Raw genomic sequence first — 14,792 nt, 5'->3', positions numbered from 1 at the left:
TTAAATAATTGTGCAGTGCAGCATATACTCCGCCCCCTCTTGAACGGCGCGACCTGGCCAAGGAGGGGCAACGCGATGAACATGGACAAAATCCCGGTCGGGGAAAACCCGCCCTACGACGTCAACGTCATCATCGAAATCCCCATGGGGGGCAATCCGGTGAAGTACGAGCTCGACAAGGAATCGGGGGCGATGTACGTCGACCGCTTCCTGCACACGGCGATGTATTATCCGTCCAACTACGGCTTCATCCCCCATACCCTGTCCGACGACGGCGACCCGACGGATGCCATGGTGCTGGGCCAGGTGCCGGTGCAGCCGGGGGTCATCATCCGTTCGCGGCCGATCGGCGTGCTGATGATGGAGGACGAAGGCGGGCTCGACGAAAAGATCCTCTGCGTCCCCGTCGACGACCTGCATCCCTATTACGGCAACGTCGGCAGCTACCGCGACCTGCGCCCGGTGATGCTCGACCAGATCGCCCATTTCTTCGAGCACTACAAGGATCTGGAACGCGGCAAATGGGCCAAGATCAAGGGCTGGGGCGAGGCCGAACAGGCCATGGACCTGATCCGCGAAGCCATGGACCGGGCCCGGGAAAAAACCAAGTCCTGACCGCTTTTCCGGCCCGGCCGGTCCGGGATAGACTGAAGCCATGACCTCACGCGACCGCCTGTCCGTGGTCGAGGCCGACATCACGGCCCTCGACGTCGACGCCGTCGTCAACGCCGCCAACGAACATTTGGCGCCCGGGGGCGGCGTGTGCGGCGCCATCCACCGCGCCGCCGGCCCGGCCTTGGCGGGGGATTGCGCTGCCCTGGGCGGCTGTCCCACGGGCGAGGCCCGGATCACCCCGGGCCACGATCTCAAGGCCCGCTTCGTTATCCATGCCGTCGGCCCCGTGTGGCGCGGCGGGGATGCGGGGGAGGACGCCCTGCTGGCCGCCGCCTATCGCAATTCCCTGATGCTCGCCCGCGACAACGGGCTGCGCACCATCGCCTTTCCCGCCATCTCGACCGGCATCTTCGGCTTTCCGGCCGGCCGCGCCGCCGCCGTTGCCGTCGCGGCCTGCGCCGGGTTCCTGGACGCCAACGCCCTGCCCGAACGGGTGGTGTTCTGCTGCTTCGGGTCCGACAGCGCGGCCCTGCACAGACAGGCCCTGGCAGACACGGCCTGATCAAAGATTTAAATTCCCTCTCCCCCCGTTTGGGGGGGGGAGAGGGTTAGGGTGAGGGGGGAATCCTAATACCGCGAAAGCCCCCTCACCCCGGCCCTCTCCCCCAAGATGGGGGAGAGGGGGAAAGACGTCGTGTTTCCGCGAAAAAAGAAGGCGGGCCCAAGGGCGCCGCCTTCAAGGAAGAAGCCGCTGATGAAACCCAGCGGCGGGGGGTGTGGTGACGCGGGGAATCAGCCGCCGATGGGGCCGCCGTCCTTTCGCGTGATCGCGACGATCGCGGCGCGCGGCGGCATGCCGTCCTGGAAATCGGGCCAGCGGGTCGAGGGCGCATCGAAGGTCGAGCCTTCCGCCGGATGCTGCACGGCGACGAACAGGGTTGTGCCGTCGGGCGTGAATTCGGGGCCGCACATTTCCGCGTCGCGCGGGCAGGCGAAGAACAGGCGCGTCAGCGCCCGCCCGGAACCGTCCAGATCGCAGGCGTACATGCCGTCGGGAATGGCATTCTTCTTCTGCTTCGATCCCTGGTCCGTGGAAATCCACAAGCGGCCACGGGGATCGAAGGCGCAGTTGTCGGGCGCCGCCAGCCAGGCGCCGAAGCGGCCCGTCGCCGGATGATAACGCGCCCCATGATCGGGCTGGGCCGGATCGCCCGCCTGCAACAGGACGTCCCAGGTGAAGGACGGGGCGCCGTGGTCGGGCCGGCCGTCGTCATCCGGCGCGGGGGTGATCTCAAGGACATGGCCGAACGGGTTGGGGCCGCGCGGGTTGGCGGCGTCGGCCTGATCCGGTTTGCGCTTGGTGTTGTTGGTCAGCATGACGTAGACCCGCCCGGTCACCGGGTTGGGCTCCACATCCTCGGGCCGGTCCAGGGGCGTGGCGCCCACGAGGTCGGCGGCGCGCCGGGTTTCGATCAACACGTCGGCCTGGGAATGGAAACCGTTGGCCGGGGTCAGCGGCCCCTGTCCGAAGGTCAGCGCCCGCCACTCGCCCCGCCCGTCGTCCTTGAAGCGGGCGACGTAAAGCGTGCCGTGGTCCAGGATGTCCCGATTGGCGGCGCGGTCGGCGGTATCGACCTTGGCGTCGGTGACGAAGCGGTAGAGATATTCGAAGGCCTGATCGTCGCCGCAATAGACGGCGCAGCGGCCGTCCCGGGTCAGGGACATGCCCGCCCCCTCGTGCTTGAAGCGGCCAAGCGCCGTGCGTTTTGTGGGGACCGCCTTGGGATCGTAGGGGTCGATCTCGACCATCCAGCCGAACCGATTGGGCTCGTTGGGCTCCCGCGTCACGTCGAAGCGCGCGGCATGGCGGCCCCAGGAATAGCGCGGCTTGCCCGCGATGCCCATGCGCGCGTGGTTGGCGGCCTCCGGCCCCTCGGGTTTGCCGGAAAAGTACTGATGGATGTTTTCCTCGGCCGTCAGCACGGTGCCCCAGGGCGTCTTGCCGCCGGCGCAGTTGTTGAGCGTGCCGACGACCCGGGCGCCCGTGGCGTCGGCCCCCGTGCGCAGGCGGGGATGGCGCGCGGCCGGCCCGGACACAGCCATGACCGTCGAGCGCAGGCTGATGCGCCGGGCATGGGGGCTGTCCGGTTTGACCCACCACTGGCCGTCGACCTTCTTGACCTCGATCACCGACAGGCCGTGGGCGGCCATCTCGACCGCCGCCTGATCGGCCGACGCCTTGGCCCGGTCCTTGGGCCCCAGGCCCGGCCACATGAGTTCCGTATTGGTGTATTCGTGATTGATGCAGAGCAGCCCGTGGTCGCTTGCGCCGGACCCCGCCGGCAGGGGCAGGAAGGCGATGAAATCGTTGTTGGCGCCGAACTGTGTTTCCTGGGCGTCCGCCGTCAGGTTGCGGGGGTCGAAGGCGGGGGCCCCCGGCAGCACCGCGTCGCCCCAGCGGATCAGCACCCGCGCGTCGTGCCCCGGGGCGACCGCGTGGCCGTCGGAAATGATGTGGGGCGGCTGCGCGAAGGTGAGGGTGGAGGGGTTGCGCGTCAGGGGCGCGTCGGCGTAAGCCGCCCGCCCGATGGGGCCGAGGGCCGGCCCGCCCAGACCGATGCCGAGCCCCAGGCCGAGCCCGGCCCCCAGTCCCTTGAGCACGGCGCGGCGCGCGACCAGCGCGCCCAGCGGCATCGCCCAGGCCCGCGCAATGGGCCGGTCGTCGTCTTCGGTATTCAAGAAATCGTACCCGTCCATCCGCCACCCCCGGTATGCCCGGCCGCGACCGGCCCCAAACCGTATCCCATGCCGGGATGCTAGGACATCGCCGCGACAGGCCGGTGACCGGCCCGTGACGCCTCCGTGACTCCTTTATGGAAAGGGATCAGCCCACGTTGGCCTGATGCGCCGTCAGCACCGCCATGGTCGAGATGTCGGACGCCGAGGCATCCATCTGCACCACCTGGGCCGGCTTGGCGAAGCCCAGCAGGATCGGCCCCAGCACCGTCGCTCCGCCGACCGCCGACAGCAGGCGCGCCGAAATGCGCGACGAATGCAGGCCCGGCATGACCAGCACGTTGGCCGGGCCGGACAGGCGGCAGAACGGATAGTTGGCCATCAGGTCCGGGTTCAGCGCCACGCCGGCACTCATTTCCCCGTCGTATTCGAAGGCCACGTCGCGGCGGTCGAGCACGCCGACGGCGTCGCGCATGGTCTCGGCATGGGGCAGGTCCGGGTTGCCGAAATTGGCGAAGGAGATCATGGCGACCCGGGGTTCGTGCCCCATGGCCCGGGCGACCATCGCACCCCCTTCGGCGAAGTCGGCCAGCAGGTCCGGCGAGGGGGCCACGTTGACCGCCGTGTCGGTGATGAACAGCGCCCGCCCGTCCTTGGTCAGCACGATGGAGACCCCGAACACGGGCTTGCCGCCGCCGACCTCCAGCACCCGCGAAATGTCCTTCAGCGACACCATGTAGTGGCGCGTCAGGCCGGTGACCATGCCGTCGGCGTCGCCGGCTTCGACCATGCAGGCGGCGAACACGTTGCGGTTGTTGTTGACCCGGCGCTGGGCGTCGCGGCGCAGGGCGCCTTTGCGTTGTTCCTTGCGGTACAAGGTATCCGTATAGGCCTCGTTCTTGGCCGACAGCCGTGCGTTGGCGATCTCGATGCCGTCGGGCGCGGGCAGGCCCAGGTCGGCGATCTTGGCCTTGATGGTGTCCTCGCGGCCGACCAGGATCGGCGTGCCGTAGCCCTGGTTGAAGAACGAATAGGCGGCGCGGATGACTTTCTCCTCCTCGCCCTCGGCGAACACGATGCGCTTCGGGCTGGCCTTGACCTGGTCGAAGATGGCCTGCAACGACCCGGCGGTGGGGTCGAGCCTGGCCGCCAGTTCGCTGGCATAGGCGTCCATGTCGGCGATCGGCTTTTGCGCGACGCCGGAATCCATGGCCGCCTGGGCCACGGCCTTGGGCACGGCCCAGATCAGGCGCGGATCGAACGGCGTCGGGATCAGGTAGTCACGGCCATAACTAAGGCGCGATCCCGAATAGGCGGCATCGACCTCGTCCGGCACGTCCTGGCGCGCGAGGTCGGCCAGCGCCTTGGCGGCGGCGATCTTCATCTCCTCGTTGATGGTGCTGGCGCGCACATCCAGGGCCCCCCGGAAGATATAGGGGAAGCCCAGCACGTTGTTGATCTGGTTCGGATAGTCGGACCGGCCCGTGGCGATGATGGCGTCGTCGCGCACCTCGCGGACTTCCTCGGGCCAGATTTCCGGCACCGGATTGGCCATGGCGAAGATCAGGGGATTGGCCGCCATCTCGGCGATCATTTCCTTCTTCACCGTGTCGGGGCCCGACAGGCCTAGGAACACGTCGGCGCCCTTGAGCGCGTCGGCCAGGGTGCGGGCGTCGGTCTTCACCGCGTGCTTGGACTTCCACTGGTTCATGCCCTCGGTGCGGCCCTCGTAGATCACGCCCTTGGAATCACACAGGATCACCTGGCTCGCCGGCAGGCCCATGGATTGGAACAGCTCGACACAGGCGATGGAGGCCGCCCCCGCTCCGTTGATCACCATGTGCACGTCCTTGATGTCGCGCCCGGTCAGGTGCAGGCCGTTGATCAGCCCCGCCGCCGTGATGATCGCCGTGCCGTGCTGGTCGTCGTGGAACACGGGGATGTCCAACAGTTCCTTCAGGCGCTCTTCGATGATGAAGCATTCGGGCGCCTTGATGTCTTCCAGGTTGATGCCGCCGAAGGCCTTGCCCAGATAGCGCACGCAGTTGACGAATTCGTCGACGTCCTCGGTGTTGAGCTCAAGATCGATGCCGTCGATGTCGGCGAAGCGCTTGAACAGGACCGACTTGCCCTCCATCACCGGCGTCGCCGCCGCCGCGCCGATGTTGCCGAGCCCCAGCACCGCCGTGCCGTTGGAAATGACCGCGACCTTGTTGCCGCGCGCCGTGTACTCGTAGCCCTTGGCCTCGTCCTTCTGAATTTCCAGGCAGGGGGCGGCGACGCCCGGCGAATAGGCGAGCGTCAGGTCGCGCTGGGTGGTCAGCGGCTTGGTCGCCGACACCTCCATCTTGCCCGGACGGCCCCTGGCGTGCATGCGCAGGGCATCCTGGTACATCATGTCGTCGGCTTGTTTCTTCATGGTGATCGTGTCTCTTCCCAATTGGTCGTGCCGCCGCGTTCATCCGGCGTGCGCCGGGCCCTGACGCCGACCCCGCGGGGACGGCGGCCGAGGGCCGGTTCGGTTTCGTTTGGACGGTGGCGGCGGCCCAAGGTCCGCCGCGTCTACCCAGAGTGCTCCCTGATCGTGTGATCTTCGTTTCGGTTTATGCGAAACTTAATTACATTTGCAAGACGAAATTTGAAAGTATCGTATTTAATTGATCCTGCAAAGCCTAGAATTCCCGTTCGGTTTTCGCCAGATTTCCACAAGCAGCCCCCTGCCTTCCCTTGCCCCCGCCGGGGCCAGATGTGGTAGGCTCGGCCATCCTGGGCGCCGTAGTGAACATATTAAATCAGGCGAGTTATGCCTCCCGACGACATCGCGCCTCTATCCGACGACGACGATCTGACCTCCGCCGAACGCGACAGCGGCGGCGACGGCGCGCCCGCGTCCGGGGATGTTTCCGTGACGCCGATGATGGCCCAGTTCCTGGAGATCAAGGCGGCCCATCCGGGGGCGTTGCTGTTCTACCGCATGGGCGATTTCTACGAGATGTTCTTCGACGACGCCGTGAAGGCGTCGCAGACCCTCGACATCGCCCTGACCAAGCGGGGCAAGCATCTGGGCGACGACATTCCCATGTGCGGCGTGCCCGTGCATTCCCACGAAAGCTATCTGACGCGCCTGATCCGGGCCGGCCACAAGGTCGCCATCTGCGAGCAGGTGGAGGATCCGGCCGAAGCCAAGAAGCGGGGATCGAAATCCGTGGTCAAGCGGGCGGTGCAGCGCATCGTCACCCCCGGCACGATCACCGAGGACACGCTGCTGGATGCGCGGTCGCACAACTATCTCTGCGCCGTGGCCGCCGCGCAATCGGACCTGGGCCTGGCTTGGATCGACATGTCGACGGGCGATTTCCTGACCCAGCCCGTGTCCACGGCGTCCTTGGGCGCGGCGCTGGCGCGCATTGACGCGGGGGAACTGTTGTGTCCCGACCGGCTGTTGGAAAATCCCGATCTGTTTGAGACCTTCGCCGACTGGAAGGACCGCCTGACGCCCCTGCCCTCGGCCCGCTTCGACAGCGCCAACGGCGACAAGCGCCTGAAGGACCTGTTCCATGTTGGCACGCTGGCGGGGTTCGGCAATTTCTCCCGGGCCGAGCTGGCGGCCGCCGGTGCCCTGGTCGACTATGTCGAGCTGACCCAGAAGGGCAAGGTGCCGCGTCTGGCGCCGCCGCGCCAACTGTCCGCGGGCGCTGTCATGGGCATCGACGCGGCGACGCGGCGTAATCTCGAGCTGACCCGCACCATGACCGGCGAACGCCGGGGGTCGCTGCTGGATGTCATCGACCGCACGCTGACGGGGGCGGGTGCCAGGCTTTTGGCGGCCCGCCTGTCGGCCCCCCTGACCGACCCCGATGCCATCGCCCAGCGCCTGGACGCCGTCGAATTCTTCCATGACGACGCGCGCCTGACCGACGATCTGCGCGCCGCCTTGGCCCAGGTGCCCGACGTCGCCCGCGCCCTGTCGCGCATTTCCCTGGGCCGGGGCGGGCCCCGCGACCTGGCCGCCGTGCGGGACGGGCTGATCCAGGCCTCGGCCCTTCGGGGCCTGTTGCAGGGCGCGCGCGGTCTGGTGCCCAAGGCCGTGGCCGAGGCCATGACGGATCTCGGCGAACACGGGCAATTGACGGACCGTCTGGGCCGGGCCCTGGCCGACGATCTGCCGCTGTTGGCGCGCGACGGCGGCTTCATCCGCCAGGGCTATGCGCCGGCGTTGGACGAGCACCGCCAGCTGCGCGACGATTCGCGGAAACTGATCGCCGGGTTGCAGGCCCGCTATGCCGAGGAAACGGGCATCGCCGCCTTGAAGATCAAGCACAACAACGTGCTCGGCTATTTCATCGAGGTCGCGGCCAAGCAGGCCGACCGCATCAAGACCGGCAAAACGGAAGACGGGGACAGCCCCTTCATCCACCGTCAATCCATGGCCAACGCCATGCGCTTTTCCACGGTCGAACTCGCCGACCTGGAAAGCCGCATCGCCAAGGCGGCCGACCGGGCGTTGGCGTTGGAACTGGAATTGTTCACCGATCTGGTCAACGAGGTCACGGGCCGGGCCCGGGAGATCGCCCTTGCCGCCGACGCCCTGGCGCGGCTCGACGTCGCGGCGGCGCTGGGTGCCCTGGCGGCGGAGCGGCGCTACGCGCGGCCCCTGGTCGATGCCTCCAAGATTTTCCGCATCGAAGGTGGGCGCCATCCGGTGGTCGAGGCGGCGCTGAGCCGTCAGGGCGACGGCGCCTTCGTCGCCAACGATTGCGACCTGACCCCGGCGGACGAGGCCGGTGGCGGGGATGGCCCCGGCGGGCGGCTCTGGGTTTTGACCGGCCCCAACATGGCCGGTAAATCGACCTTCCTGCGGCAGAACGCATTGATCGCCGTGATGGCCCAGATGGGGGCCTTCGTGCCCGCCGCCTCGGCGCATATCGGCGCGGTCGATCAATTGTTTTCCCGCGTCGGTGCGGCCGACGACCTGGCGCGCGGGCGCTCCACCTTCATGGTCGAGATGGTGGAAACGGCGGCCATCCTCAACCAGGCCGGGCCCAAGGCTCTGGTCATCCTGGACGAGATCGGGCGCGGCACCGCGACCTACGACGGCCTGTCCATCGCCTGGGCCGTGGTCGAACATCTGCACGACGTCAACAAATGCCGCGGCCTGTTCGCGACCCACTACCACGAACTGACGCAGCTTTCCGGCCGCCTCGCCGAACTGGCCCCCCATTCCATGCGCGTGAAGGAATGGCAGGGCGACGTGGTGTTCCTGCACGAAGTCGCGCCCGGCACGGCCGACCGCTCCTACGGCATCCATGTCGGGCAATTGGCGGGCCTGCCCGCCGCCGTCACGGCGCGGGCCGGACAGGTCCTGGAAAAGCTCGAGGCCGGCGACGGCTCCCCCCGCGCGGCGGATCTCGCCGACGATCTGCCGCTGTTCGCCGCGACGCCGGCACGCGCCCCCGGCGGCACGGTCGCCGCGCGCGGCCCGTCGCCCGTGGACGACGCGGTCGCCGCGTTGAACCCCGACGAAATGACGCCTAAACAGGCGCTCGACTTCTTATATACTTTGAAAAATCTGGCGCCCGTCAGGGACTGACGGGCGCCCGTTTCCGCCGCGAACACCCCAACGGCGCGGGTGTTTCGCTTGTCCGCGTGCTATATAAGGGCCCCATGGACCGCACCACCGTCAAAGACCCCCGCGCCATCATCGACCGCAAGGCGCTGACCAAGAAGCTGGACGACCTCGCCGGCTGGTCCGGCTATACGCCGAAAAGCCAGGGCGAGGTTCTGGCCATCTTCAAGGACGCCCATCAGGCGGGCTGGGACGAGGTCAAGCGCCGCTTCGAGGCGGGCAAGCTGACCGGGCCGGAGGCGACCCGCGCCCATGCCCATCTGATGGACCAGCTGATCCGCACGGTCCACGACTTCGCCGACAAATGGGTCTATCCCTCGGCCAACCCGACCACGGGCGAGACGCTGACCATCATCGCCACGGGCGGCTACGGGCGGGGCGAACTGGCGCCGTTCTCCGACATCGATCTGATGTTTCTGCTGCCCTACAAGATGACGCCGCGCACGGAACAGATCGTCGAATTCACGCTGTACATGCTGTGGGACCTGGGGCTCAAGGTCGGCCATGCGACGCGCTCGGTCGACGAGGCCGTGAAACTCGCCAAGGAAGACCTGACCATCCGCACCTCGTTGCTGGAGGCGCGTTGGCTGTGGGGCGATCAGGAGTTGTTCGACAAGTTCAAACAGGCCTTCTGGGACGACGTCGCCGACGGCTCGGGCATGGCCTATGTGGAACAGAAGCTGGCCGAACGCGACAACCGCCACGACAAGATGGGCGACACCCGCTACGTGCTGGAGCCCAACATCAAGGAAGGCAAGGGCGGGTTGCGCGACCTGCAAACCCTGATCTGGATCGCCAAATATCTTTACCGCGTCAACAACATGAACGACCTGGTCGGCGAGGGCGTGTTCACCAAGGACGATCTCAAGCTGTTCGAGAAGGCCGAGAACTTCCTGTGGACCGTGCGTTGCCATCTGCACTTCCTGGCCGGCCGCCCGGAAGAACGGTTGAGCTTCTCCGTGCAGAAGGAAATCGCCCAGCGCTTAGGGTACCGCGACCACGCCGGGACCAACGGCGTCGAACGCTTCATGAAGCACTATTTCCTGATCGCCAAGGACGTGGGCGACATCACCCGCATTCTCTGCGCGGTCCTGGAACATCAGCACAAGAAGGCGGCCAAGCGGTTCCGTCTGCCGTTCTTCCGCTTTTCCGAACCGGACGTGCCGGGCTTCAAGATCGATTCCGGCCGCCTGACCGTGGAAAACAAGAAGGCCTTCGCCGACGATCCGGTGAAGCTGGTCAGCCTGTTCCACGCGGCGCAGAAGCACGGCCTGGACGTGCACCCGGAAGCGCTGCGTCTGGTCACCCAGAACCTGAAGCTGGTCGACGCCAAGCTGCGCCGCAACAAGGACGCCAACCGTCTGTTCCTGGAAATGCTGACGGGGAAGGATCCCGTCACCACCCTGATGCGGTTCAACGAGGCCGGCGTGTTCGGCCGGTTCATCCCCGACTTCGGGCGCGTCGTGGCGCAGATGCAGTACGACATGTATCACGTCTATACGGTCGACGAGCACACCATCCGCGCCATCGGCCTTCTGGAAGGGATCGAGACGGGGCGGCTGAAGGAAGACCACCCCGTTGCCTGCGAGGTGATCTCGGAAATCCAGTCGCGCGAGGCGCTTTACGTCTCGGTCCTGCTGCACGACATCGCCAAGGGCCGGGGCGGCGACCATTCGGAACTGGGGGCCGAGGTCGCGCTCAAGCTCTGCCCCCGGCTCGGCCTCAACGCCTGGGAGACGGAGACCGTGTCCTGGCTGGTGCGCCATCATCTGCTGATGTCGGCGACCGCCTTCAAGCGCGATCTGGATGACCCCAAGACGATCCAGGATTTCTGCGACCTGGTGCAGTCGCCGGAACGGCTGCGCCTGTTGCTCTGCCTCACCGTGGTCGATATCCGCGCCGTCGGCCCCAACGTGTGGAACAACTGGAAGGCGGGCCTGCTGCGTGAACTGTACTGGCAGGCCAAGGCCGTGCTCACCGGCGACGCGCCGGGCGAACGGCGCAAGACCCGGGTCGCCCGCGCCAAGGCGGCGCTGGAACAGGCGCTCGCCAAATGGCCCGCGAAGGACCGCGAGGACCACCTCGCCCGCGGCACCGACACCTACTGGCTGGCCGCCGACACGGCGACCCAGGTGCGCCACGCCGAACTGGTGCGCAAGGCGGAAAAGGACAAGGCCGACCTGACCATCGCCATGGCCGTGGACACGGCCCGCGCCGCCAACGAGATCACCGTCTACACCGCCGACCATCCAGGCCTGTTCGCCAATATCGCGGGGGCGCTGTCGCTGGCCGGGGTGTCGGTGCTCGACGCCAAGATCGCGACCCTGACCAACGGCATGGCGCTGGATACCTTCTGGGTCCATGACGCGGCCGGCAAGGCGATCGAGGAAAAGGGCCAGATGGGCCGCATGACCCAGCGCATCGAAGACGCGCTGCGCGGCAAGCGCGACCCGGCCCGGGAATTGAAGAAGGAACCGGACGCGGTGTTCCCCGACAAGTCCCGCGCCTTCGCCATATCGCCCCGCGTCATCATGGACAACCAGGCGTCCAACACCCATACGGTCATCGAAATCAACGGCCAGGACCGGCCGGGCCTTCTCTATGACGTGACCACGGCGTTGACCCAGGAAGGGTTGCAGATCGCCTCGGCCCAGATCACCACCTATGGCGAGCGGGTGGTCGACGTGTTCTATGTGAAGGACATCTTCGGCCTCAAGATTCGTCACGGGGACAAGCTGAAATCCATCGAGAACCGGCTGCTGGACCGCATCGGCGGCAAGAAGGCGGTGAAGGCGGCGGCCAAGGCCGACAAGGCGAACAAGCCGGACGCCTCCGCCAAGGGTGCGGCAAAAGCCCCCGCCAAGACCTCCGCCAAACCCGCCGCCAAGGACAAGGCGGCCGCGAAGGCGCCCGCCAAGGCGCCGGCAAAGACAGCGGCAAAGACGGGGGCAAAGCTTGCCGCCAAAGCCTCCGCCAAGGACAAGCCCGCCGCCAAGGCGAAGCCCGGCGGCAAGGCGTCCGGCAATTCCGTGGAAGCGGCGGAATAAGGGGCGGCCCGCCCGGCCCGCCTAAAGCCTTGTCATCGCCCCAATCCCGGCGTACCAGCGTGCCATGAACCTGTTGAAGGCCATCACGACCGTCGGCGGCTTCACGCTGTTGAGCCGCGTGTTCGGCTTCGTGCGCGACATGCTGATCGCCAATTTCCTGGGTGCGGGCATGGTCGCCGACGCCTTCGTCGTCGCCTTCCGCCTGCCCAATCTGTTCCGCCGCCTGTTCGCCGAAGGGGCCTTCGCCGCCGCCTTCGTGCCCCTGTTCGCCCGCGAACTGGAGCCCGGCGACGGCACAGGGGCCGAGGCCCGGGCGGCGGCCCAGGCCCGGGCCCGCGAATTCGCCGATCAGGCCATGACGCTCTTGGCCCTGGTGCTGGTCGCCTTCGTCGCGGTCATGGAACTGATCATGCCCTGGGCCATGGTCGTGCTGGCCGGCGGCTTCGACGCCGTGCCGGGCAAGATGGACCTGGCGACGGAGCTGTCGCGCATCGCCTTTCCCTACCTGCTGTTCATCTCGTTGGTGTCGCTGCAATCGGGGGTTCTCAATTCCTTGGGCCAGTTCGCCGCCGCCGCGGCGGCACCCGTGCTGCTGAACCTGACCCTCATCGCGGCGCTGCTGGGCCTCACGGGCCATGTGGAAACGCCGGGCCATGCGCTGGCCTGGGGCGTGTTCGCCGCCGGGGTGGCGCAGTTCGCCTGGCTCGCCTGGTTCTGCCGCCGCCAGGGGTTTCCGCTCCGTCTCGTGCGGCCCCGCTGGACGGAAAAGGTGGCGTTGCTGATCAAGCGCATCCTGCCCGTGGTGTTCGGGGCCTCGCTCTATCAGGTCAATCTGCTGATCGGCACCGTGCTCGCGACCTATGTGTCCGACGGCGCCGTGTCCTACCTTTATTACGCGGACCGGGTGACGCAGTTGCCGCTCGGCGTGGTCGGCGTCGCCGTCGGCACGGCGCTGCTGCCGTTGCTGGCGCGGCAATTGAAGGCCGGGGACAATGTGGCGGCGCAGAACAGCCAGAACCGGGGCCTGGAATTCGCGCTGCTGCTGACCCTGCCGGCGGCGGCGGCCTGTCTGGTCATTCCCGACGAAATCATCCGCGTGCTGTTCGAACGGGGTGCGTTCGGCCCCGAGGCGACGGCGGCCACGGCATCGGCGCTGTTCGCCTATGCCACGGGGCTGCCGGCCTATGTGTTGATCCGCGTGTTGGCCCCCGGATTTTATGCGCGGGAGGATACGTCGACGCCCGTGCGCGTCGCCATCGCCGCCATGGTGGTCAACATCGTTCTCATGCTGGTGCTGATGAAGCCGATGGGTCATGTCGGCATCGCGCTCGCGGCCTCGGCCTCGGCCTGGCTCAACACCCTGCTGCTCGCCGTCGTGCTGGTGAAGCGCGGGCACTTCGCCCTCGACGCCCGCCTGCGGGCGCGATTGCCCCGCATCCTGCTGGCCACGGCGGGCATGGTCGGGGTGCTCGAGATCGCGCGCCAGAACCTGGGCTTTCTGATGACCGGCGCCACGGCGCAGCAGGTGTTGGGCCTGGTCCTGCTGGTCGCCCTGGGCCTGGCGGCCTTCACGGCCTTCGCCCTCGTGCTGCGCGCGGCGGGGATCCGGGACGCCAAATCCATGCTGAAGGCCCGGGACCTCTAGCGGCCCAGGCTTGACCAACGGGGGGCGAGCGGCGATAACCGGCGCGCGTTTTCGACCACTCATTTCAGGGGCCAGCCACATGCGGCGCATCTTTTCCGGCGTTCAACCGACAGGCAACCTTCACCTGGGCAATTACCTGGGCGCCATCCGCAACTGGGTGCACCTGCAACAGGATTACGAGGACTGCCTGTTCTGCGTCGTCGACCTGCACGCCATCACCGTGTGGCAGGACCCGGCGCAGCTTCGCGCCTCGACCCGCGAGGTCGCGGCCGCGATGATCGCCGCCGGCATCGATGCGGAAAAGTCCGTCATCTTCAACCAAAGCCAGGTGCCCGCCCATGCGGAACTGGCCTGGATCTTCAACTGCGTGGCGCGCATGGGCTGGCTCAACCGCATGACCCAGTTCAAGGAAAAGGCCGGCAAGAACAAGGAAAACGCCTCGGTCGGGCTGTTCGCCTATCCCAACCTGATGGCCGCCGACATCCTGGCCTACAAGGGCACCCACGTGCCCGTGGGCGACGACCAGAAACAGCATCTGGAACTGGCCCGCGACATCGCCCAGAAGTTCAACAACGACTTCGGCGTGGATTTCTTCCCCGTGGTCGAACCCCTGATCTTCGGCGAGGCGACGCGGGTCATGTCGCTGCGCGACGGGGTCAAGAAGATGAGCAAGTCCGACCCGTCGGATCAGTCGCGCATCACCCTGACCGACGACGCCGACGCCATCGCCAAGAAGGTGCGCAAGGCCAAGACCGACCCGGACGCCCTGCCGACCTCGAAGGACGGGTTCGAGGGCCGGCCCGAGGCCGCCAACCTGATGGGCATCTACGCCGCCCTGGCCGGGCAGGACCTGACCCAGGTCATCGCCGATCACGGCGGCCACCAATTTTCCCAGTTCAAGCAGGACCTGGCCGACCTGATGGTCGAGAAGTTGCAGCCGATCACGGCGGAGATGCGCCGGCTCGCCGCCGATCCCGGCTATATCGACGGGGTGCTGCGGCGGGGCGCCGAGAAGGCGCGGGCCCTGTCCGAGCCGATCATGGCCGAGGTCCATGACATCGTCGGCTTCCTGCGTCCCTGAGCGGATATATCTGATATACTTGACCCCGTTTGTCGGACTTGA

At 67.2% G+C, this 14,792-nt stretch carries 8 protein-coding genes; 6 read left to right on the top strand and 2 right to left on the bottom strand.

What is annotated here, in order from left to right; translation table 11 throughout:
• Positions 1-75: 75 nt before the first annotated feature.
• Both ppa and RJ527_07165 read left to right on the top strand, forming a co-directional pair.
• On the top strand, positions 76-615 hold the full coding sequence (ppa, locus tag RJ527_07170; GenBank protein WND77513.1) for an inorganic diphosphatase: 540 nt from the start codon (positions 76-78) through the stop codon (positions 613-615).
• Between the two features lie 40 nt (positions 616-655).
• Entirely contained in the window at positions 656-1,177 is a 522-nt protein-coding gene (locus tag RJ527_07165) for a macro domain-containing protein (GenBank protein ID WND77512.1), read from the top strand.
• A gap of 230 nt (positions 1,178-1,407) precedes the next feature.
• Here RJ527_07165 and RJ527_07160 read toward each other — a convergent pair whose 3' ends face one another.
• Both RJ527_07160 and RJ527_07155 read right to left on the bottom strand, forming a co-directional pair.
• The gene (locus RJ527_07160) at positions 1,408-3,354 is read right to left on the bottom strand and encodes a PhoX family phosphatase (GenBank protein WND77511.1); all 1,947 of its coding nucleotides are present in this window, start codon (positions 3,352-3,354) and stop codon (positions 1,408-1,410) included.
• Positions 3,355-3,499: 145 nt separating this feature from the next.
• Positions 3,500-5,770, bottom strand: a complete 2,271-nt coding sequence (locus RJ527_07155) for an NADP-dependent malic enzyme (GenBank protein WND77510.1) — start codon at positions 5,768-5,770, stop codon at positions 3,500-3,502.
• Positions 5,771-6,265: 495 nt separating this feature from the next.
• Between RJ527_07155 and mutS the strand changes: the two genes are divergently transcribed.
• The 4 genes from mutS to trpS all read left to right on the top strand — a co-directional run bounded on the left by mutS (position 6,266) and on the right by trpS (position 14,750).
• Positions 6,266-8,941 (top strand): DNA mismatch repair protein MutS, encoded by a 2,676-nt coding sequence (mutS, locus tag RJ527_07150; protein WND78034.1) that lies wholly within the window; start codon positions 6,266-6,268, stop codon positions 8,939-8,941.
• A gap of 74 nt (positions 8,942-9,015) precedes the next feature.
• Positions 9,016-12,024, top strand: coding sequence for a [protein-PII] uridylyltransferase (locus RJ527_07145; protein WND77509.1), 3,009 nt, complete (start codon positions 9,016-9,018; stop codon positions 12,022-12,024).
• Positions 12,025-12,088: 64 nt separating this feature from the next.
• Complete coding sequence (murJ, locus tag RJ527_07140) at positions 12,089-13,669, top strand: murein biosynthesis integral membrane protein MurJ (protein WND77508.1); 1,581 nt, start codon at positions 12,089-12,091, stop codon at positions 13,667-13,669.
• A 79-nt stretch (positions 13,670-13,748) separates the two neighbouring features.
• The gene (gene trpS / locus RJ527_07135; GenBank protein ID WND77507.1) at positions 13,749-14,750 is read left to right on the top strand and encodes a tryptophan--tRNA ligase; all 1,002 of its coding nucleotides are present in this window, start codon (positions 13,749-13,751) and stop codon (positions 14,748-14,750) included.
• Positions 14,751-14,792 lie beyond the last annotated feature (42 nt).

The organism is Thalassospiraceae bacterium LMO-SO8, assembly GCA_031655335.1.
Classification (GTDB): domain Bacteria; phylum Pseudomonadota; class Alphaproteobacteria; order Rhodospirillales; family Casp-alpha2; genus UBA1479.
The sequence above is the reverse complement of the archived record's forward strand: the minus strand, read 5'-3'. Positions and strand labels throughout refer to the sequence as shown.

What these genes read in the sequence shown, in the direction of transcription:
- trpS (WND77507.1), top strand. Translation starts at nt 13,749, where the DNA reads ATGCGGCGCATCTTTTCCGGCGTTCAACCGACAGGCAACCTTCACCTG.
- murJ (WND77508.1), top strand. Translation starts at nt 12,089, where the DNA reads ATGAACCTGTTGAAGGCCATCACGACCGTCGGCGGCTTCACGCTGTTG.
- mutS (WND78034.1), top strand. Translation starts at nt 6,266, where the DNA reads ATGATGGCCCAGTTCCTGGAGATCAAGGCGGCCCATCCGGGGGCGTTG.
- ppa (WND77513.1), top strand. Translation starts at nt 76, where the DNA reads ATGAACATGGACAAAATCCCGGTCGGGGAAAACCCGCCCTACGACGTC.
- RJ527_07155 (WND77510.1), bottom strand. Translation starts at nt 5,770, where the DNA reads ATGAAGAAACAAGCCGACGACATGATGTACCAGGATGCCCTGCGCATG.
- RJ527_07145 (WND77509.1), top strand. Translation starts at nt 9,016, where the DNA reads ATGGACCGCACCACCGTCAAAGACCCCCGCGCCATCATCGACCGCAAG.
- RJ527_07165 (WND77512.1), top strand. Translation starts at nt 656, where the DNA reads ATGACCTCACGCGACCGCCTGTCCGTGGTCGAGGCCGACATCACGGCC.